At 59.0% G+C, this 20,855-nt stretch carries 19 protein-coding genes; 7 read left to right on the top strand and 12 right to left on the bottom strand.

All coding sequences use genetic code 11. The annotated features are described in order from the left end of the window. Positions 1-178 precede the first annotated feature (178 nt). From RAC79_RS16400 to RAC79_RS16355, 10 genes are all read right to left on the bottom strand, one after another. Positions 179-2,590 (bottom strand): TonB-dependent receptor, encoded by a 2,412-nt coding sequence (locus RAC79_RS16400; RefSeq protein WP_236781200.1) that lies wholly within the window; start codon positions 2,588-2,590, stop codon positions 179-181. Positions 2,591-2,728: 138 nt separating this feature from the next. Further along, a complete protein-coding gene (locus tag RAC79_RS16395; protein ID WP_125146179.1) occupies positions 2,729-3,583 on the bottom strand; it encodes a (2Fe-2S)-binding protein in 855 nt (284 codons plus the stop codon). 4 nt (positions 3,584-3,587) lie between these two features. Continuing rightward, on the bottom strand, positions 3,588-4,334 hold the full coding sequence (locus RAC79_RS16390) for a thioesterase II family protein (protein ID WP_065657498.1): 747 nt from the start codon (positions 4,332-4,334) through the stop codon (positions 3,588-3,590). Further along, positions 4,331-4,918: a phosphopantetheine-binding protein gene (locus RAC79_RS16385; RefSeq protein WP_236781201.1), complete on the bottom strand. Its 588-nt coding sequence runs from the start codon at positions 4,916-4,918 to the stop codon at positions 4,331-4,333. Before RAC79_RS16385 ends, RAC79_RS16390 begins: the two co-directional genes overlap by 4 nt. A gap of 178 nt (positions 4,919-5,096) precedes the next feature. After that, complete coding sequence (locus RAC79_RS16380) at positions 5,097-6,203, bottom strand: substrate-binding domain-containing protein (protein WP_125146099.1); 1,107 nt, start codon at positions 6,201-6,203, stop codon at positions 5,097-5,099. 60 nt (positions 6,204-6,263) lie between these two features. Then, a complete protein-coding gene (locus RAC79_RS16375; RefSeq protein WP_125146100.1) occupies positions 6,264-7,208 on the bottom strand; it encodes an ABC transporter permease in 945 nt (314 codons plus the stop codon). Positions 7,209-7,213: 5 nt separating this feature from the next. After that, complete coding sequence (locus RAC79_RS16370; protein ID WP_125146101.1) at positions 7,214-8,218, bottom strand: ABC transporter permease; 1,005 nt, start codon at positions 8,216-8,218, stop codon at positions 7,214-7,216. After that, positions 8,215-9,723, bottom strand: coding sequence for a sugar ABC transporter ATP-binding protein (locus RAC79_RS16365; protein WP_162856865.1), 1,509 nt, complete (start codon positions 9,721-9,723; stop codon positions 8,215-8,217). The genes RAC79_RS16370 and RAC79_RS16365 overlap by 4 nt, the downstream gene beginning before the upstream one ends. After that, positions 9,723-11,120, bottom strand: a complete 1,398-nt coding sequence (locus tag RAC79_RS16360) for an FGGY-family carbohydrate kinase (protein ID WP_142845927.1) — start codon at positions 11,118-11,120, stop codon at positions 9,723-9,725. Before RAC79_RS16360 ends, RAC79_RS16365 begins: the two co-directional genes overlap by 1 nt. After that, a complete protein-coding gene (locus tag RAC79_RS16355) occupies positions 11,117-11,896 on the bottom strand; it encodes a DeoR/GlpR family DNA-binding transcription regulator (protein WP_125146103.1) in 780 nt (259 codons plus the stop codon). Before RAC79_RS16355 ends, RAC79_RS16360 begins: the two co-directional genes overlap by 4 nt. A 189-nt stretch (positions 11,897-12,085) precedes the next feature. Between RAC79_RS16355 and RAC79_RS16350 the strand changes: the two genes are divergently transcribed. From RAC79_RS16350 to RAC79_RS16340, 3 genes are read left to right on the top strand one after another with little or no spacing between them, the layout of a single operon-like run. Next, positions 12,086-13,168: a class II aldolase/adducin family protein gene (locus tag RAC79_RS16350; protein WP_125146104.1), complete on the top strand. Its 1,083-nt coding sequence runs from the start codon at positions 12,086-12,088 to the stop codon at positions 13,166-13,168. Continuing rightward, the gene (locus RAC79_RS16345) at positions 13,165-14,442 is read left to right on the top strand and encodes an FGGY-family carbohydrate kinase (RefSeq protein WP_125146105.1); all 1,278 of its coding nucleotides are present in this window, start codon (positions 13,165-13,167) and stop codon (positions 14,440-14,442) included. Before RAC79_RS16350 ends, RAC79_RS16345 begins: the two co-directional genes overlap by 4 nt. Further along, positions 14,439-15,281, top strand: coding sequence for a TIGR01459 family HAD-type hydrolase (locus tag RAC79_RS16340; protein ID WP_125146106.1), 843 nt, complete (start codon positions 14,439-14,441; stop codon positions 15,279-15,281). The genes RAC79_RS16345 and RAC79_RS16340 overlap by 4 nt, the downstream gene beginning before the upstream one ends. A 423-nt stretch (positions 15,282-15,704) precedes the next feature. On the opposite strand, the gene RAC79_RS16335 is transcribed toward RAC79_RS16340, so the two are convergent. Then, a complete protein-coding gene (locus RAC79_RS16335; protein WP_374997290.1) occupies positions 15,705-16,589 on the bottom strand; it encodes a sugar phosphate isomerase/epimerase family protein in 885 nt (294 codons plus the stop codon). Continuing rightward, positions 16,586-17,317 carry a GntR family transcriptional regulator gene (locus RAC79_RS16330; protein ID WP_078053737.1) on the bottom strand — a complete coding sequence of 244 codons (732 nt, stop codon included), beginning with the start codon at positions 17,315-17,317 and terminating at the stop codon, positions 16,586-16,588. Before RAC79_RS16330 ends, RAC79_RS16335 begins: the two co-directional genes overlap by 4 nt. 249 nt (positions 17,318-17,566) lie before the next feature. Between RAC79_RS16330 and RAC79_RS16325 the strand changes: the two genes are divergently transcribed. From RAC79_RS16325 to RAC79_RS16310, 4 genes are read left to right on the top strand one after another with little or no spacing between them, the layout of a single operon-like run. Continuing rightward, positions 17,567-18,460: an intradiol ring-cleavage dioxygenase gene (locus RAC79_RS16325; protein WP_078053736.1), complete on the top strand. Its 894-nt coding sequence runs from the start codon at positions 17,567-17,569 to the stop codon at positions 18,458-18,460. 22 nt (positions 18,461-18,482) lie between these two features. Beyond that, positions 18,483-19,265 carry a 2-oxo-hept-4-ene-1,7-dioate hydratase gene (gene hpaH / locus RAC79_RS16320; RefSeq protein ID WP_374997289.1) on the top strand — a complete coding sequence of 261 codons (783 nt, stop codon included), beginning with the start codon at positions 18,483-18,485 and terminating at the stop codon, positions 19,263-19,265. 8 nt (positions 19,266-19,273) lie between these two features. Next, on the top strand, positions 19,274-20,044 hold the full coding sequence (gene hpaI / locus RAC79_RS16315) for a 4-hydroxy-2-oxoheptanedioate aldolase (protein WP_174037174.1): 771 nt from the start codon (positions 19,274-19,276) through the stop codon (positions 20,042-20,044). Between the two features lie 2 nt (positions 20,045-20,046). Further along, positions 20,047-20,724 (top strand): transporter substrate-binding domain-containing protein, encoded by a 678-nt coding sequence (locus tag RAC79_RS16310; protein WP_078053733.1) that lies wholly within the window; start codon positions 20,047-20,049, stop codon positions 20,722-20,724. Positions 20,725-20,855 lie beyond the last annotated feature (131 nt).

Genomic DNA, 20,855 nt, shown 5'->3' with positions numbered 1-20,855 from the left:
GAATACAGAAGGGCGGATTGTAGACCCCCTCGGTTATAGCCTTTCCTTCGCAGGCGGCCTGCGAAAAAGATGCTGGAAGAAGGAAAGCGAGAAGAGCGAGACAGAAGCGCAAGAGAGATATCATTTCGTCGTTGAGGTGGAAAAAGCTGTGCGGAAGGACACCGCACAGCCGAGTTTGTCAGAACTTCACACGGACGTTCAGGCCGTAGGACCGACCTTTGCCCAGCTGGCCAAACGGCTTTGCCGCGTCGCGATCCACGATCGTGAAATACTGCTCGTCCGTCAGATTTTCCACGAAAGCGGTCACTTCCCAGTTGTCCTTTTTGAAGCCCGTCTGCGCATTCACGATGAAGCGTGGGTCGATATTGTACATACCCTTCGTACCGAAGCGCGAATTGTAGCTTGTCGTATATTTTGCGTCGGCGCCGACGAAGACGCCGTTGTCAAACTCGTAGCGTCCACCAAAGGCCCAGCTCAATTCCGGTGCTTCAGGGAAGGCTTTGCCTGACTGATCGCCGATAGCGGCGTGGTTGAATTCCAAGAACCGCGTATTGAGGTACCCGATAGACGTGAACGCGGTGAATTGATCCGTAACCTGGAAGGTAGGTTCGATCTCGAAACCCCAGGCTCTCGACGTTGCAGCATTAGAGGTGATGCGATAGCCTGGAATGGTCGCGATCGGCCGAATTTCTATCTGTTGATCGTCATATTTTGTATAAAACACATTTGCATTGAGCGTCAGCCGGTCGTCGAGCAGCGTACCCTTGTAGGATAATTCTACGTTCTGTGAAAACTCCGGGTCGTATGTGGCCACCTTGTAATTCTTGGGGTCCAGACGGTCTATATAAGAACCTCCTGAGCGGAATCCCTGCGTATAGGTCAGGGCGACCGTCTGGGTATCGCTGAGCTCCTTGGAAAGAGCAAGCTTGGGTACGAAGTTCAATTCGCTCAAAGATGTCGGGTCGCCCGTCAGGACGGCAGACGGATCGATCAGGCCAAAATAGTTTCGCTGGTCGTCTCTGTCTTTAAGGTAGTCGAGACGACCACCGGCCGTTGCGAACCACGTAGGTGCAAATTCATAGGTCGCCTCACCGAAGATGGCAAAGTTTGAGGTTTTGCGATTCTGGGTGTCGCTAAGTTGCACCGGTCCGTAGCCAGGATAGTCCACGATAAAGGTTGTCGCGCCGTCCCAGACCTCACGGCTGCCATAAAGGCCGGCAACCCATTTCCAGCGGTCCTCCTCGTAATTGAGTCGGAACTCCTGCGTGAAGATAGAATTGTCGTCTTCGCCAGCGCTTCCATAGATGGTGCCGGGCGTGCCGTAGTCGATAGAGCGCCGGTTATTGATGCCATATTGATAACCGGTCTGCGACGTGAAGCGCAACGCATTGGAGAAATCATGTGTGATCTCCAGGCCTACATTGTGAGCTTCCGTCCAGCGATATTCCGTATAGGTAACCGGGGAATCGTTGAAGTCACCGCGGAGTGTGTCGAGGCCGACAAGCGCGTCGTTGGGCCGGTCCTTCGAGTAGGAGTAGGTGAGCAGTGCGCGGGTGTCCGGCATTTCCGAAGGCGTGATCAGCACCTTGGCGCGAAGCACGCCGCTAATGTCAGTTGTCAGGTCATCAAAATTGTCAAAAATACTGAAATTTGAATAATTGGGCTGGGCATGCGAGCGCTCGAAAGCGCCTGAGAGGCGCAATGCAATCTGATCCTCAACGACAGGCGTATTCACCATGAAGGCCGTGCCGGCGAGATCGTCGCTGCCGACGGTGCCGGAAACTTCGACTTCCTTGTCGAAGGTCGGATCTTTCGACTTGATATAGATGGCGCCCGTCATGGCCGCACGGCCGGAAAGCGTCGATTGGGGGCCGCGATATACCTCGACCTGTTCTACGTCCCAGAGATTGCGTGCGCCGAAGCGGGCATTGTAACGTGTCTGGACGATGCCGTCGACATAGACCGAGCCGGCGGGCCCGCCGGACGGGACAAGGCCCTCGGAACTCATGCCGCGGATGACGAAACCGGCATTGACTGTGGCGCTATCCAGCACGTTTGCCATGCGGCGGTAGGTGTCCTGCGTCGTGCGGATCTGGCTTTCTGCGAGGGTTTCGGCGTTCACGATGGCAACACTGCTGGTCGTGGCGCCCAACGTCGACGCGTTGCGGGCGCCGTAAATCGTTATAGCCTCAAGTTGCGTGGTGCCGTCAGCTGTCGCGCCGGAAGCGGCAGGGCCGTTCTGAAGCGTCACCTGGTTACTTCCTGCGAAGCGGGCGTCAACACCGGTGCCGGCAAGCACGGTCCTCAGCGCCTGTTCTGGCGTCAGCGTCCCGTTCACCCCCCGGGTCGTCTTCCCCTCGGCGACCGATGCATCGAACAGGATTTGCAGGCCGGTCTGGGCTGCAAGGTTGTTCAGCGCCGTCGCTAGCGGGCCCGGTCGCACCGAGATCGCCCGCTCGGACGTCTGTGCTGCAGCCTGCCGCACCATCACCGGCAACATGGGGCTCAGCATTATGAGCGCTGTCCCCGCCAGAAATGCCGCCTTGAGGCTCGCCCCAGCCCCGCGCGAGACGGATTTAGTCTTAGTCATAAAAACCCCCAATCGTACGGCGTTCAAGGAGCCGCAAGTTCACCATGAGGAATGGCAACACATTCAACTCCTGATCTAGACGATTGATTGTTCGGATTTGGGACTCCGGTCTTCAGAAAAATTTAATGAAAAGATCGCTCAGGCAACGCCGAGGTGTTTGCGCATGGCGAGACGGAGTTTTTCATCCCTGTCTGCGGGCGCCTCCAGCACACAGGTGGGACAGTATTCGCCGCCTTCGACCAGATAAAACCGGCAGCAGCCGCCGCGCTGGCGGAAGGTGTAGGAAAACTCCTTCCGATGTTTGTCGAGAACCATCAGGTCGAAATAGTGAAGTTCGCGATTGGCAAGCGGCGAGCCGGCAACTTTGAGAATCCGCATCGCCGCCGCCTTTGCCGCCTCGACCGTGCCGAACCGGCGGCCGGAATCCAGAAAGCGGCTGGCGATCGCATCGGCCGCCAGTCTCCAGAGCGCTGCGCGGGAGAGACGTGTTTGTGCGTGGATCGTATCGATGACGGGGTGGAAATGCTGCTCGATTTCGGTTCGAAACCGTTCTCCGGCGGCGGCATCGTCCAGTTGGCCTTGCCAGAATACCGGTTCCAGAAAACGGACATGGGCGCGCCTCACTCGGTGCATCTTCCCGTCATGCAGCTCCTCGGTCACATAGAAGGAAAGCGCGAGGGAGGCTGGCGATAGTTCCGGAATGATGCCAAAACCGGCAAACAACGGAACGGCCGCTGCAGCCAGGATGTAGCCATAGTCGGTCATCATCAGGGCCCCGGCGGTCTTGAGATCAGTGCCTTTGTTCAGTGATTGCTCAAATGCAAGAAATTCGCCAGTGGCCGCCTCGCTGGAAAAGAAATCCTGAACTGTCGTCCAATCCTCCTCGGCTGGGCCGACGTCCGCGCGCACATCCGGCATGTAGGCCGCCTGCCCTTCGAGCGCGCGCTGGATCGCTTCTTCTTCCGCCCTTGGCATTTCTGTCCTAGCGGTCATCGCTTCAAGCCTGACGACGCGGGCGGCTTTCGGCCGCTCCAAACCAGAGCGCCTCAAGTCTTGCCGGCAGAGTGTCCAGAACGGGGCGTTCAAGCATATGCGGTCCCGAGACCCGATGCAGGCTCGTGCCACCCGTCACGAAATCGGACCAGGCGGCGGCTGCGTATTCGTTCACGAAAGCGTCCGCATCGGAGAGAAAGACGTGCGCGGGACAATCCAGTGTGCCGCGTGCGGCGTCGTGCACATGGGTCTCACAGATGCGGAAATCATTGCGCAGCACCGGCTCGAAAAGCTCCATCGCCTCGGGATTGTTGAGGATTTCGGCATCTGTTCCACCGAGATCGACAAGCGCCTGGTGAAAGGCGGCGGGCTCCATCGTGTGAAAGGGCTCGCGCTCATAGACCATGCGATCCGGCGCATTGCAGCCGAGCACGAAAAACGCGTCCGGTTGTCGCAGACCAGCGCCCGAAAAGCGACGGGCGATTTCATAGCCGAGGAGGGCGCCCATCGAGTAACCGAAGATCGCGTACCGACTGCCGACATAGGGTTCCAGTTCTATTGCAAGCTGGTCGGCAAGCGCGTCGATCGATCGCGGCGGCGGTTCGTTGTAACGCTTTTCGCGGCCCGGCAGCGCGACCGGATGCACCGTCATCGTGTTGGGCACAATCCGCGCCCAGTTGCGGAAAAGACCTGCTCCGGTGCCGGCCGGCGGCAGGCAGAGAAGAACGGGTCGGGATGGCGTTGCATTCATATTTCGATCTCTACATGGCCAGGGGCTGGGGTTTCCCGCACGCGCATCCCATCAATATGGGCGGCAAGCTCTGCAAGGACGGGGCGTTCGAAAAGGGCGCGCACCGGCAGCGGCACGCCAAGCTCTGCGCGAAGCCGGCTGACGACACGCGCGGCAAGCAGCGAATGGCCGCCAAGTTCGAAGAAATTGGCGCGGCCGTCAAGGGGCGTGCGTTTGAGCACCTCTGCCCAGATGCGCGTAAGCGTTGCTTCCGTCTCGGGGTGCGTCCCGGATCGCGGCGTGTTCAAGGGCGCCTTTTCCGGCGCTTCCGAATGCGGCGTTTCATTGGAACCGTGCCCGAGCAATCCGTCACTTATCACGGGCGAAGGAAGTTCCTCGAGAAGTGCGCACATATCGGAAGAGGACGAACGGATCACGATGGAGACAATGTTACCCAAGCGTTCAAGCAGGGCCATGGCGGTTTCTGGTGAGAGGACATCGCGGCTGAAGCCCGCCATCAGCGTCAGGCCAGCCGAGTGCGGTGTCGCCCACAGCGTGAGGGGGAAATGCGTTCGCTCATCGAAGTCGATGCCCTCCGTCCTCAATGTCGCGCCTGCGTCTGGCTGCTTTATCTGCGTCGCGAAATTCTCTACGACGAGCAGCGTATCGAACGCTCGCCAGTTCGCGCATCCTGCGTTGGCCCATCAACGCGCAACGGCAACATCGCCGATGCTCGCAATATGAGGGAAGATGGCAACGACCTTCCCTCGTATTCGTTTCCGATCAGAAATCGAAGTTGTTGATGGTGTCCTTGGTGAAGACCGTCGGGGCGCCAAGCAGGATTTCCGAACCGTTGATCACCTTAAGGTCGCCAAGTTTGCCAGCCCTGACGGAGGCGGCGCCAGGCTGAAGCGTGCCATCGGCCACCGAACGCAGAACATGCATTGCTGCATAGCCGAGATCAACCGGGTTCCACAGAACCACCGACTTGACGCAGCCGGCCCCGACATAAGGCTTCATGGCATTCGGCGTCGCAAGGCCCACGACCGCGACTTGGCCGCATTTGCCGGCCTGTGTAACGGCGTCGGCCGCGGCAGGAGTAGCGACCGATGTCATGCCGACGATCCCCTTCAGGTCGTCGCCATATTTGTTGATCAGCGTGTTGGCCTGGTTGAATGAGAGAATGTTGTCTTCCTGCGCCTCGACGGTTTCCAGCCATTCCATCTTCGGGTGGCATTTTGCCTGATAGGCTGCCATCTCGGCGATCCAGCGCGCCTGGTTTGGCGTGGTGAATGTGGAGGTTACGATTGCGAATTTGCCCTCTGCGCCCGCTTCGGCGGCAAGCGCGTCAATTGTCGCTTTGGCGATGCCGTTAAACTCCGCCTGGTTGACGAACCATTGGCGGGAATCCGGCGTGGAATTCGCATCATAGCCGACAACATTGATGCCGGCTGCGAGAGCCTTCTTCAGCACCGGGGCAATCGCAACCGGATCGTTGGCGGCATAGAGAATGCCGTCCACACCGGATGTGATGTAATTATCGATCAATGTGATCTGATCATCGATATTGGCCTTGCTCGGGCCGTCGGTCTTTGCCTTGACATTGCCCAGTTCGGTCGCCGCGTCTGCAATGCCTTTGGCGGTCGCCGCGAAGTAGCCGATGCCGACCAGTTTGGGCACGTCAACGACCGTTATGGGTTTGCCCTTGCGATCCGGGGCATTGGTTGGCGAACCGCCGTCATAGGCCTTGGCCTCGATTTTGGCGGGCGTGGCGTCGCAGGCGAGCGGATTGGTCGGCAGGTCGTCGCCGCCGGTCCAGGGTGATGCCGCGTGGCTGAGGCTGGTCGAAAACGAGAGCGTCAGCAGGGCGGGCAGTAGATATTTGCGCATGTCTTTCTCCTCCAAATCGTCCAGAAACCTTTAAGCGGCGGTGCGGGACGAGACATCGAACTATCGAGAGCCGCTCTTCTCGAAGAGATTGCTCGCAAGGATGGCGAGGATAAGCACGATGCCGATCAGCATGATCGTGCCGTCACCGGTGACGCCAGCGAGCGAAAGTCCGTTTTTCAGCGCCTGAATGACGCAAAGACCGAGAATGGTGCCGACGATCGTGCCGCGACCGCCGAAAATGGATGTGCCCCCGAGAACGACTGCCGTAATGGCGTCGAGTTCGATGCCCGTCCCCATGTCCGAGCGCGTCGTTGAAACACGGGAGACGAAGATCACGGCGGCGAGGGCTGCGGCAAGACCCGAGGCCGTGTAGACGGCAAGCTTGGTCTTCTCGACGGCAAGGCCGGAGAACCGCGCCCCGGTCTCGTTGGCGCCGATTGCATAGGTGCTGCGACCCCAGGTCGTATAGGCCAGAATGACGGCGGCGATGACGGCGCTGACAAGGAAAATCCAGAGCTGGGTTGGTATGCCGAGAACCGCACCCTGACCGAAGATGAAGAACCATTCCGGATAGCCGCGCACGGATCGTGCCTGGCTGATGCCTTCGGCGAGGCCGCGATAAAGAGCGAGTGTCCCAAGGGTCGCAATCAGCGGCGGAACGTTGAAACGGGTGATGATAAGCCCGTTGACGAAGCCCGCGAAGGTGCCTGCGGCCACAGCCGCCGCCATTGCCAGTGGCAGCGGCATGCCGAGCTTTTGCCAGAACACGCCGAGCAGAATGGCTGTGAGGCCGAGGATCGAGCCGACGGAAAGGTCGATCCCGCCGGTGGCGATGACAAAGGTCATCGCCAAAGCGACGAGGCCGATTTCCGTCATCAGGCGGCCCTGATTGAGCAGGTTGGAGACAGTGAGGAACTTGTCCGACTGGAAGGACAATACCGCCAGAATGATGACCAGCAGCGCGGCCAGAAATGTTTCGTGCCGGATGAGTGACTTCGTAATCATGGTTTTCAAACACTCCTGCGGCGGCGACGCAGCATATCGGCAAGCACCGTGATGAGGATCAGCAAACCGATGACCGCCCTCAGCCAGTAGGCGGAGACATTGATGAAGATCAGGGCCGAGCCGATGGTAGCAAACAGGATTGTCGCCAGCGTCGAGCCGATCACTGTGCCTGTGCCGCCCAGGATCGATACGCCGCCAATGACTGCGGCCGTGATGATCGTGAGCTCCAGATTGGGCGGAACCGTCGACTGGATGACCTGCAACTGGGTTGCGAACAAGATGGCGGCAAGTCCGGCGAACATGCCGTGGATGGCAAAAACCTGAACGATGCGCCGCTCGGCGGGAATGCCGCTGGCAACGGCTGCTTCGGGGTTGCCGCCGAGCGCATAAAGCGAACGTCCAAAGGCCGAATTGCGCATCCAGAAGGCGGTCAGCACAGTGAGAATGATCATCGCGACCAACGGAACCGGAAGGCCGAGCAGTTTCTGCTGCGCGAGCAGGAAGTTAGGTGGCAGGTTAGAGATCCAGGCTCCGCCGGTGACGCTGATGAGGCCGCCGCGCAGGATCGAGAGAGCGCCCAGCGTCACGACGATCGACGGAATGCGGGCATAGGCGACGAGCAGGCCGATGACGGTGTTGATTGACATGCCGACGAGAATAGGGACCGTCCAGGCGACCCATACCGGATAGCCTGATGTCGCCAATGTTCCCGCAACCGTTGCCAGCACACCGATCAGCGCGCCAACGGAAACGTCGATATTGCCGGTGATTATCACCATCGCCATGCCGATTGCCGCGACGGCAATATAGGCATTTCCGGAAAGAATCGTGTTGAGATTGTTGACGGCGATGAAACGCGGATTGACCAGGGTCACGCAAACGAAAAGCGCAACGATTGCCGCAAGGACGAATATTTCCTGCCCATAATCCGAAAGGAATCTGCGGTAGCCGCTTTGGATAAGGTGCGCGCTTGTCGTGCGTAGCGCCGGTGCATTGCCGAGGTTGCTCATGCCGCGTTCTCCTCTCTGCGATGTGCCGTCATCGCCGCACCGACCCGCTCGGGTGTCGCGTCACTACGCTCGACAATTTCGGTGATCCGGCCTTCTGCCATGACCATCACCCGGTCGCTCATACCCAGCACCTCAGGCAGTTCGCTCGAAATCATGATGATGGCGACGCCCTCGCGGGCAAGCTCGCCCATGATCGCGTGGATTTCCGATTTCGCGCCGACATCGACACCGCGTGTCGGCTCGTCGAGGATCAGCACGCGGGGTTTGATTTCGAGCCATTTGGCGATCACCACCTTCTGCTGGTTCCCGCCGGAAAGCTGGCCGATCGGCTGGTCGGGATCGCGGCAGCGCACGCCAAAACGTTTGATTGCGTCGGTCGCCCGGCTCATTTCTGCCGCAGCGCGAATAAAGATGCCGTTCGATACCTTGCCGAGCGTGGCCATGGTGACGTTTTTGCGGATGGCCATCGATTTGATGAGGCCTTGCAACCCGCGATCTTCGGGCACATAGGCAATGCCGAGGTTGCGCGCCTGCGAAGGCGATGTGATTGCAACCGCCTTGCCGTCGATGCGGATTTCGCCAGATGTGGCCGGCGTCATGCCGAAAAGTGTGAGCGCAAGTTCGGTTCGCCCGCTGCCGACAAGCCCGGCAATGCCGAGAATTTCGCCCTGCCGTACGGTAAATGAAATGTCCCTGACGCGCTTGCCGTGGTTCAAACCTGCAACCTCAAGGACAGGTTTGCCGATCGGTACGTCAACCTTGGGAAAAAGATTCTCGATGGCGCGACCTACCATCAGGGATACCAAGGCGGCTTCATCGACCTCATCGATGTTTTTGGTTGCGATGTAGGCTCCATCGCGCAAAACGGTCACGCGGTCGCATACAGCGAAAATCTCCGGCATGCGATGGCTGACATAGAGAATGCCGACGCCGCGCGCGCGCAATTGCCTGACGATATCGAGCAGGCGCTGCACATCCGATTCGACCAGCGACGCGGTCGGCTCGTCCATGATCAGAACCTTGGCGTTTTTTGACAGTGCCTTGGCGATCTCCACGCACTGGCGCTGCGCGACCGACAGGTTGGCCACTTTCTCATCGACATCGAGGTCATGCGTGTCGAGTTCTTTGAGAAGCTTGCGGCTGCCCGCGCGGACTGCCGGCCAGTCGATCATGCCGCCTGCCCGCCGGGGATAATTGCCGAGAAAAATGTTTTCGGCGACGGTAAGCTCCGGGAACAGCAGAAGCTCCTGGTAAACGGTCGCGATGCCGGCGGCATTGGCGTCTCGCGTCGAGGAAAACGTGACTGCTCCGCCGTTGACGGTGATCGTGCCCTCGTCCGGGGCGTAGAGGCCGGAGAGAATTTTGATCAGCGTCGATTTGCCGGCACCGTTTTCCCCCATCAGCGCGTGCACCTCGCCCGGGTAGATTTCCAGGCCCACATTTTTCAATGCCCTGACGCCACCGAAAGACTTGCCAAGACCGCTGAGCTGAACAACCGGCTGCATCAAACCGCCTCCCCATATTCGCTATTTGTTGATGCCATCGTGTCCACCTGTTGTCGCCACGCGTTCCTGTAGGTATCTAGCCCGGCAATGATTGCCGGTTGCGCTATCGAGCAATCGTTGACAAACGGGTTGCCACCCGTTTCATCGAAAACGAGTGCCGCAGCACCGAAGGCGCTGCCTTCGGCATTGGCGCTGGTATGGATCGTCTGGCTGGGTCGCAGCGCTGCGAGTATCGAGGCATAAAAGCCTGTCTTCACCAGGCCACCATCGATGACGATCGTGTTTTGCGAGCCGATGAGGTCGAGTGAGAAATCGGTCATCAATGTAACATAAAGCAGGGCCACTGCGGCACGCTCCTCGCCGGTGACCATCGGTCCGACGAAACGCCCTACATAGCCTTGCATCGGGCCGCCCGCGGCGAAGGATGGTAAGGCAAAGCTGCCTTTGGCGATGACTGCAGCAATCGCCTGTGCGGAAACGGGCATGCTCCAGTCGCCGCTTGCAAGGTCGTATTCCCGGCCGCCCATGAAGCGGATGGTCGCGACCGGCTGGCGATCTACGGTGACGTTGGCCAGCATGTCGCGTCCGGCATCGAGGCTTCCAAGCGGGCTTGCAGGATTGAAGATGATCACCCAGGTGCCAGTCGAGATAAGCGTGAAATCGGAGAACCCGAGCGAGCGGTAGAAATAGAGAGCGGCATTGCTATCGTGCACGCCATTGTGAACGGCGATATCCACGGTCCGTCCGTCGGCAAGCGACATGCCGTGCGTCCCGATCACGCTGCCTGCCCGCTCGAACGCCGGCATCTTGTTGCGCCAACCCATACGATCGACAAGACTGCTATAGTCGTCATCCACTGGCGCCCAGAGATGAGAATGGCAGCCGAGATAGGAAACTTCGGAAACCTTGCGGCCTGAGAACCTCCAGCTCCAGAATTGCGGATAGGCGAGGATGGCCTCGGTCCGCCCGAGAAGTGCCGGATCGCGCTCGTTCAGCCAAAGAAGATGGCGACCGTAGTTGAATCCGAATGGGAGCGGCGGCGAAAAGGTCTCGCGAAAGTCGGGCGCCAGAAGGTCAATGCGGGCGGCGATTTCGGCAGGTGGTTCCTGTTCGTAGTCCAGAATCGGATGAACGAGGGTGTCGCCGGCCGTCAGTGCGAAGGTGCAGCCATGTCCGGAAAAAACGATGCGACCGACGCTGTGCGCTGACACCACGCGAACGAGTTCGGCCTTCGTCCACGCAAAGAGGGCTTCATCGTTGAGAACCTGAAGGTCCCCATTCCACAGCCATGCCGGCCGGGTTCGCGCTTCGTCGATGAGCCTGCCTTCCGGCGAAAGAACAAAGAGTTTTGAATTGGTCTTGCCGAGATCGAAGACGGCAATCGGGGAGTGAGTCATTTTTCTCCTCCCACGGTGGCGATGGTGATGGTGACGCCTGCCTCTTCCAGCATCCTGGCGTTGGCGTCGGTCAACCCGTCATCGGTGATAATGGTACCGACGCGTGACAACGTCAGGGCAATATTGCGCGGCTGGATGGAAAACTTCCGGCTATCGGCCAACAGCACAATTTCGTCGGCGCAGGCCGCAAGTTCACCGATGACCTTGACGAGCAGGGGATGGGACTCGAGCAGTCCCTTGCCGCTGATGCCCTGCGTACCGACAAAGAAGCGCGAGGCAAAGAAGCCGGGCGAACTGGCCGCAATATCGTGAATGATGCCGGGCTCGCGATGGAGCGCGCCACCGGCCAATGAAAGCTGACAGGTGCCGTGTTCGCCAAGATAGGCGGCGAGCGGCATGGAGTTGGTCCAGATGCGAACATTTCGCCGGGCCAGCAGCGTGCCGAGCTGGTAGCAGGTGGAGCCGCCATTGACGATGATGGCGTCGCCGTCCCGCACCAGTTCAGCCGCCCTCGCGGCAATCGCCCGTTTGGCCTCGACGGCGATGTCGCGGTTCTCGTCATAGGGGCGCGCTGAAAGCCGCGCGCTGTCGCCAGTCTCGAGCGCCGAAACGCCGCCATAGACCTTTCTGGCCTGGCCGAACTCATGCAGCTTTTCGATATCACGGCGAATGGTGGCCGGAGATGCCTCGAGGCGCTGCTGAAGATCGCGAACCGATGCGAATGGCGTTTCGCGCAAAAGCTCGACAATGGCCTTCTGGCGCTCGGTGTCGTTCATCTCTGCTCCTCTTCCGGCTCTCCCGTGCCGATGAGGAAGAATGCTCATGATGCGCAATTTATGTCAATATAACGAGAATAAATTTTCATTATTGACGTAATTTAATCATGGTAATACATTTTTTGTAAAAGTTAGCTCATCTCTTTCGCGAAATGTAGCGAGCTGAAGAGGCATTTGGAGGATGCAGCCATGGATTCCGATATATCGCCGGGAGATGTTTCTGCCTTTGAAGCATTTCTCGCGCTTTCAAGGGCGATAGGCAGCGATATTTTGAAAACGCAAGGGGCCGGCGGCAACACGTCCTTCAAACGCGATGGGGTGATGTGGGTTAAGGCTTCCGGTACGTGGCTCGCCCAAGCAGGGCAGCGGGATATCATGGTGCCTGTCAGGGTAGCCCCCCTGGTGGAAGCACTACGGTCAGGCAATCCGGCCGCCGAGAAGGCAACCGATTTTGTTGTGGCGGAACTCAATACATCGGGCCTGCGTCCATCGATCGAGACGAGTTTTCACGCTGTGCTGCCGCAGACAGTGATTGCCCATTATCATTGCGTAGAGGCGATTGCGCTTTCCGTGCTGGAGGACCGCGAGCGTGTTGTTGCGGAGCGGATGGCGGCCTTGCCCGATCTCACCTTCGTCACAATACCCTACCGCCGCCCAGGCACTCCGCTCGCCCATGAGATCGACCGTGTTGCCGCAAGCAGGCCGGATGTACTGATCCTGTTCAACCATGGCATTATCGTCACGGGAGAGACGGTGGCGGAGGTGCGGGATCGCGTCGAAAGGGTGATGGCGGCGCTTCGCGTGGAAGAGCGACCCTCGACGCCAGTCGACACGGTGAGACTTGAAGCAATGGCCGCCGGGTCTGATTTTCACGCGGCCGAGGATGCCGGGAGCCACAAGACGGCGCTCAATCCGGCAAGCGTGACGATCGCGACCGCCGGCTCGCTTTACCCTGACCATATCATTTTTCTCGGTACGGAAATTGGCGTTCTTGCCGAGAGTGAGACCGTCGCTATCTATGTCGGTCAACGCCGTTTGCGGGGCCTTGCCGTTCCCAAGATGTTGCTCGCGCCGGGGCAGGGGGTGTTGCTATCCAACGCGTTGACGAATGGCGGACGTGTGATGGCGCGTTGTCTCGCCGAAGTGGTTTCCCGTATCCCTGAGGGTGCGCCTGTCGTGTATCTGGATTCCGCCCAGGAGCATGAACTGACCCACTGGGAGGCCGAGCAGTACCGTCAGGCGCTCGACCGCAAGGCGAGTCGGACGGCATGATCCGAGCGCTGAAATCCGCCGTTGCTCTGGGGATCGACATCGGCACATCCGGGGTGCGCGTTGCGGCGCTCGCAGCCGATGGAACGCCGTTGGAGATGGTTACCTTTGCCTTTCCCGACGCCGTGGCTGCCCGCTTGCCGTCTGTCTGGTGGTACGGCGTAAGGACCTGTCTGACCGAACTTGTTTCACGCCTCTCCCTTGTTGATGTGGAGGGAATTGCGGTTGACGGCACCTCGGGCACAGTGCTTGCGGTGGATGCCAGGGGCGCGCCTGTCGGCGATGTCCTGATGTATAACGACGCTTGTCCGGATGCTAGTATCGTGGACAGAATTGCAAGGTATGCGCCGGACGACAGCCCTGCGCGGGGAGCGACATCGGCGCTTGCTCGCGCCATTCACCTTTCGCGGCGACCGGGCGCGTGCGCGATCGTGCATCAAGCCGACTGGATTCTCATGCAACTCGGCCTCCATGTGCCATCGAGCGACGAGAACAATGCGCTCAAAACCGGTTACGACCTCACTGCCGAGGTCTGGCCTCAATGGCTGGAAGCCTGTGGTATGGATATCGCCCTTCTGCCGACGGTCCGGCGCGCGGGCGCGGTGCTGTCGGAGGTCGGCGCGACGGGGCGATCCCTCGGTCTACCCTCTGGCTGCCGTTATCATGCGGGCACGACGGACGGTTGTGCTTCCTTCCTTGCGACGGGTGCTGCCGCAACGGGCGATGGTGTCACCGCGCTCGGTTCGACCCTGGTTGTCAAGCTTGCCTCCTCCCGGCCCATCAATGCTGCGGAGTATGGCATCTATTCGCATCGCATTCTCGACTTCTGGCTTGCGGGCGGCGCTTCCAATTCCGGTGGTGCGGTCATCAGAAGCTTCTTCGATAATGCGCAGCTGAAAGTGATGACGCCGCATCTTCGGCCGGATGAGCCGACGGGTCTCGGTTACTATCCGCTTTTGAAGCCGGGGGAACGTTTCCCGGTAAACGATGCCGCCCATCCGCCAAGACTGGAACCGCGCCCGGGCGATGATCTCGTTTTCTTTCAGGCTATCCTGGAAGGCATCACCGCCATCGAAAAGTCGGGCTACGATCGGCTGGCGGCGCTTGGCGGCCCCGCCGTGCGATCCGTGCGCTCGGTTGGCGGCGGCGCGGTAAACCCGGCTTGGACCCGCCTGCGGGAAAATGCGCTCGGCGTGCCCTTTCTCCCCTCTCGCTCGGCGGAGGCTGCCGTCGGCACCGCTTCGCTGGTCCTCGCCGGAAAGGCCCGCTGGTCATGAGCATTGCGCCATATACGACTCTCGCTGCACTGGCTGCCCGCTACGATGCATTCCTCATCGATCAGTTCGGCGTGTTGCGGGATGACGAGCGCGCTTATCCGGGTGCCAACGATGCACTGCTTTACCTGAAATCTTTGGGGAAGGCCGTCGTCATTCTTTCGAATTCCGGCCGGAGCGGAGATTACAACGCGGAGCGGCTGGTCAGACTTGGTTTTGATCGCGCGGGTTTCGATCATTTCCTGACCTCTGGCGATGTCGCCCATAATGTTCTGGCCCGGGAAGCCGCGGGGCGGTCCGGGCGCATAAGCTGCCTTACCATTTCCAGTGGCTTCGACCGCAATCTCGCTGACCGTCTCGGTTTCGAAAGTGTCGAGGATGCTGAAATCGCCGACATTGTGGTTATTTCCGGAAGCGAAGCCGAAACGATCCCGCTTTCGGCTTACCGCGCAAGGCTCGAACCGGCCGCACGGCGCGATGTGCCGTGCTACTGCACCAATCCTGATCGCCACAAGCTCACGGCTGGCGGACGTGTTGCGCCGGGCGCCGGTAGTATCGCGCTTGCCTATCAGGAGCTTGGCGGTTCAGTTCGCTGGTTCGGCAAGCCTTATCCCACGATTTACGAACATGCGCAGGGGCTTCTAGGTGACCTGTCTCCTGGTCGCATTGTGTGTATTGGTGACAGCCTTGAACACGACATTGCCGGAGCCTCCGGTGCGAGCCTTACCTCTTGCCTTGTCAGGACCGGCATCCTGGCAGAAAACTCCGAGGTCGATCTGGCTGAGATTGCCGCCGGATATGGTGTTCGTCCCGATTTGCTGATGGATCGGTTCATGGTGTGAGCAATTAAAGACACGGCTTGCCGTATCCCCGGATGCGTGACCGGGAATGAGGTGGTGGATCACTGGAGTTTTATGAGTCCGTACTGCTCGGCCTTGTTACGCTCGAACAGAAGGCCTTTGTACATGACCTCATGTCGTGAGGCCGTAGGCCACTTCGTCGCGAAGTGGGCAAGTTTGCCAGCATCAACCAATTGCTCGCGCTGGTGAAGGTTGCCGTCGGAACTTTGCCTTGGATTGGGTGTAGGAAGACTACTTATTACAGGTTCAATAGGGTTCAAAAAAGACCATTGATAACGGATCATTGCTTCGGTTGAACAGAATTTCTATTCATGTTTACGGCGAAGAATTTGGACCCAAATTACAAGTATGATCGCAAGTACGGTCATGACAGTTGCGGCGGCTGCAATCGTGGGCGACAAGTTCTCACGAACGGCGGAAAACATTTCGCGGGGAAGCGTTCTTTGCTCGGGCCCGCCGACCAGCATCACGACAACCACTTGCCGACTGCAGAACTCTCCGCGTCTTCAAGTTCAGATCTCTCAGATGTGCCAGCGGAGTGACGTCGCCCACGAGCGGAACCTCCACTGATATCGCAGCTTTGCCGGCAAGTTTGGCAAGCAGGTCTTTGAGCGCAAGAATGCCGTCGCCTGGGGCCAACCGACCTGCCCGTGCTTCATTCACCATGTCTTCGGGCCGCGAGGGGACTGGACCCGTCACGTCGCAGAGCTGCAGGTGGTTCACGATGTCAGCATTGATTTCGCTGACGTTCCCACTGTTCCGGAAAAAGTGGATGGCATCAACCAAAGCTCCTGCGTTTGCTTGCTTGCAACCGTCGACCAGTGCAGCGCTGCGAGCATATGTATTGATCGTGCGCCAGCCCATGTTTTCGATATCGACCCCCATGCCGTAACGGGCGGCCAGTTGGCACAACGCGACGAGGTTGCCGATCAAACGTTCGTGGTCACCATCGTCGCCACAAGCACTCAAGCGCTTGGCTCCGATATCGGCCGCAGCCGCAACGATGTGTTCGACCGAGGCCGCGTTAAAATCCGCCCCGAGAATAAAGAATTCGATATCGAAGACTTTCATGCCTTCGCCGTCGAGTACGGCCCGAAATTCTGATGCGGCCCTACTGCCTTGCGGCAATTCATAAAAAGGTGCCCCGGGAAAGGCGGGGTGAAGCCGAAGCCCGACCGCGTTGAAACCTGCTGCTGCAGCCTGCTCCACGAATTGCACCGGAGGCAGTTGAATCGCGGAAAAGTGCGCGACCCCGATTGGAGCTCTTTCCATGTCGGAAAGATTGTTCATCGCACGACCCCTGTCCGCGCGAGATGCTCAAGCAGGTTTTTACCGGTGCGATGGATGTGCTGGCGGAGCTTGTCCGTGGCATAATCGAGGTCCCTCGCGACCGCGCCCTGGGCGATTTCGCTGTGTTCCTGGCCGACGTTTCGGTCGCCCGACGTCTGCGTCAGGAATATTCGGCGATAGCGGTCGTTAAGGTTGAGGAGCGTTTTGCAGAAGTGCAGCAGAAGAGGCTTCCCGCACCCTGAAATAAGGGCGAGGTGGAAATCGCGATGGGCCGCCTCCCAATGCTCCAGCGTCTCCGGTCTGCTGGCATCTCGTTCCGTGCGGTTGAGCTTGTGGAGCACACGCATGACATTGCTTTCCCACTCCACGTCGCCGACCCGGATAGATTCCCTCAGGGCGAACACCTCCAGCTCTTCGCGCAGGCTGGTGATCTCCTCGAGATTGGCCAGCGAAATCGGCGACACGCGATAACCGCGATTGTCCTCGAACTCGACAAGGCCGTCGGAAATCAACCGGGCAAGACCTTCGCGCAGAGGGCTGAGACTGACATTGAACGACTGTCGAGCCTTGTCGAGATGGATCTTGCTGCCGGCTTCAAGTTCACCCGAGATGATCGCTTCCCGCAATCGAAATGCCAGCTGGCTGCCGATCGTGTTCTTCCCGTCATCGGAGAAGCCACCGTTTCCGGACTGCTCGTTTAGCGAATTTGGGGCCTCAGCCTGCGTCATAAAACCTCCCAGACACATTCGCGCGTCATCGACGATCGTTACGATAAACGATTATTTATGTCAACGATAGCGAGCTGTATTTCTGCCTACGCCTCGGAAGTGAGGCGGTGTCGAAATTTTTTATCTGCTATACCATATAGTTACATATACTCATCTCATTCAGATTGGTGGAGATCTCTCACCAAAGACAAAAGTGTCTTGACGGATAATCGATTATCAAAGTATCGATGCCGTCGTGGAGGTGCGCCAATGGTAATCAAGACTGAGAGCGACGTGACTCCTGCCGTGCTGGCAGTAATGGAACAGACATCCGATCCGCGGGCCCGGGAAATCCTGACGGCGCTGGTGAAACATCTCCATGCGTTTGTGCGGGAAGTGCGGCTGACCGAAGTTGAATTCCGGGAGGCAACCGCCATCCTGAACGAGATCGGCCAGCTGCAGACCGACAGCCATAACGAATTCGTTTTGATGTCCGGCTCTCTTGGCGTGTCTTCTCTTGTTTGCCTTCTTAACAACGGCGACAGGGGGCAGACCGAAACCTCGCAATCGCTTCTCGGCCCGTTCTGGCGCCTTAATTCTCCTCGGGTCGAAAATGGCGGGACCATTATTCGCTCCGACACGCCCGGCGCACCGCTGTTTGTCAGAGCGAACGTGATTGATCGCGAAGGCAGGCCGATTCCGGGAGCGGAGGTCGATGTGTGGCATGCGTCTCCAGTCGGCCTCTATGAAAACCAGGATCCCGACCAGGCGGAGATGAATCTTCGCGGAAAGTTTATGACCGACGAACGAGGACGGTTCTGGTTCAGAACCGTGAAGATGGTCGGTTATCCGATCCCGGTGGACGGCGTCGTCGGGCGTCTTCTCAAGGCTCAGGGTCGCCATCCTTATCGACCGGCGCATCTGCATGCACTGATTTTCAAGCACGGTTACAAAACGCTGATCTCGCAGGTCTTCGATCCGAGCGACCCCAACATCGAGTCCGACGTTCAGTTCGGGGTCACCTCGGCGCTGACAGGTGATTTCGTCCGCCATGACGAACCGCATCCCACGGATGAAGACATTGAGAGGCCGTGGTTCTCGCTCGACTACACCTATGTGATGGAGCCCGGTGAAGGTGTCTTGCCGCGCCCACCGATCAAATAGATATTGTTTCTGGAGTCTCATCATGATCAGCGAAGACCTGCGCCAGGCGGCGGCAGATGCCATATTGAAGGCAGAGACCGATCGCAAGCCGATCGTCCAGCCGAGCAAGTCCTATCCTGACCTCGATCTGGAAGATGCTTACCGCATCCAGGCGCTCTGGGCACAGTCGCGTGTCTCTCGCGGCGCACGCATTATTGGTCATAAGATAGGTCTGACTTCGCGCGCCATGCAGATGGCGTCGAAGATGACCGAACCCGATTATGGTGTCATTCTAGACGACGCGCTTTACAACGACGGATCTCAAATCAGGTCCGACCTGTTCATCAAGCCGCGTCTGGAGGTCGAGCTGGCGTTCATCATGGGTGAAGACCTTGAAGGCACGGGCACCCGTATCTACGACGTCATGCGGGCAACGGAGTTCATCGTGCCGGCGCTTGAGATTATCGACTACCGGACTGAGGTGCCGCGCGCCATCACCGATACGATCGCCGACAATGCCGCCTTTGGAGCAATTGTCGTCGGCGGGCGCGTGATACGCCCCATGGATATCGATATCCGTTGGGTCGGGGCAACGCTTTCAAAAAACGGGATCATTGAAGAGTCCGGAGTGTCGGCGGCGATCATGGGTCATCCTGCCGCGGGTGTCGCTTGGCTGGTCAACAAATTGCACGCCGTTGGCGGCGGCTTGAAAAAGGGGCAAATCGTCCTTGCGGGTTCGTTTACCCGGCCGGTCGATATCCTCAAGGGCGATGTCATCCAGGCCGACTATGGTCCTGTTGGCTCAATCGGTGTTTCTTTCGTGTGAGGTTGAAAATGGAACTTCCTGTCAATCAGTTCAAGGCGAAGCTGCGCGCAGGCAAAAGTCAAATCGGACTGTGGTGCGGGCTCCCAGGAAGCTACGCGGCAGAGATCGTCGCACCGGCCGGCTTCGACTGGCTCCTCTTCGATACCGAGCACTCCCCCAGCGACGTACTGACGGTGCTTCCCCAGTTGCAGGCGGTGGCACCCTATCAGGTGTCGCCGGTGGTGCGGCCCGCGGTCAACGATCCGGTGCTGATCAAGCGCTTCCTCGATATCGGCGTCCAGACGCTCCTGATCCCTTATATTCAGAACGCGGAGGAAGCTAGAGCCGCCGTGGATAGCACGCGCTATCCGCCTGCGGGTATTCGCGGCGTCTCGGCTCTAACGCGAGCAACGCGTTTTGGGCGGGTCAAGAACTACGCGCAGAATGCCGTCCAGGAGCTGTGTGTTCTTGTGCAGGTTGAAACACGGGAAGCCTTGGCGCACGTCGAGGCCATAGCCTCGGTTGACGGCGTCGATGGCGTGTTCATCGGCCCGGCCGATCTCGCGGCGAGCTTTGGGTACCCGGGCCAACCCGGTCACCCGGAAGTGGTCGCTGCGATCGAAGCGACGATCGCCAAGCTGAAGCGCCTCGGGGTCCCGGCCGGTATTCTCACGCCTGATGAGACCTTTGCAGCCCGCTGCATTGAGTTGGGAACGCTGTTCACCGCAGTCGGGGTCGACGTCGCCCTCCTTGCTCGCGGTGCGGAGAAGCTGGCGGGCCGGTTTGTGGGGACAACGTAAATATGCCCGCTCTCGCCTTCGATATCGGCGAGATCGCCCCGACGGGGTCGATACGCGCGGCTGTGAACATCGCAAATGCCGCTCTGGTTCGTTTCGAGGAGCGAACCGGCGAACTGACAGGACCAAGCGTCGATCTTGCGAAATCGTTGGCGGCCGAAATCGGCTGCCAGCTTTTGGTCAAAGCATACCCGTCTGCCGCGGCGATCATGGCGGCATACGAACGGAATGACTGGGATATAGCATTCATTGCGGCTGATCCATCGCGCGCAGACCGCTTTGATTTCTCGCCGCCGTACGCGTTCGTCGCCGCAACCTATCTTGTCCTACGAGATTCTCATATTTACTCGGTCGCTGAAGTCGACGTTCCCGGCTGCCGAATCTCGGCGGCAGGGGAGGCGGCGTATACCAAGCAGCTTGAAAGGCTGCTTAGGCATGCCGCAATCGTTTATACTGAAAGCCCAACCGCTGCGATTGAAATGCTGAAGGCTGGAGGATGCGATGCGGCTGCGGGATTAAGAGATTTCCTCCAGGACGCTGCAGTGCAAGGTGAGCGATTGCGCACATTAGAGGACACGTTTCTTGAGATTCCGCAAACTGTTGCTATCCGGAAAGGGACGAAAGCAGCACCGTTCGTGTCGGATTTTGTGGGCACGTACATCAAGAATTCTTTCGTCCCATAACCACCATGAGACAGATTGTGACGGCAGTTGGCGGTCGCCAGCTCAGGTCAGGAGTTTTACTCGCCCGGCCCTTCGTTCCTTGAAGCTTGCGGGGCAGGCGGTCCTCGGACGGCCCTGTTCAAGAGCTTCCG

It is taken from the genome of Agrobacterium sp. LR_9 (genome assembly GCF_041954855.1).
Taxonomy (GTDB): domain Bacteria; phylum Pseudomonadota; class Alphaproteobacteria; order Rhizobiales; family Rhizobiaceae; genus Agrobacterium; species Agrobacterium leguminum.
Note: the sequence above shows the minus strand (reverse complement) of the source record. Positions and strands in the feature narration are given on the sequence as shown.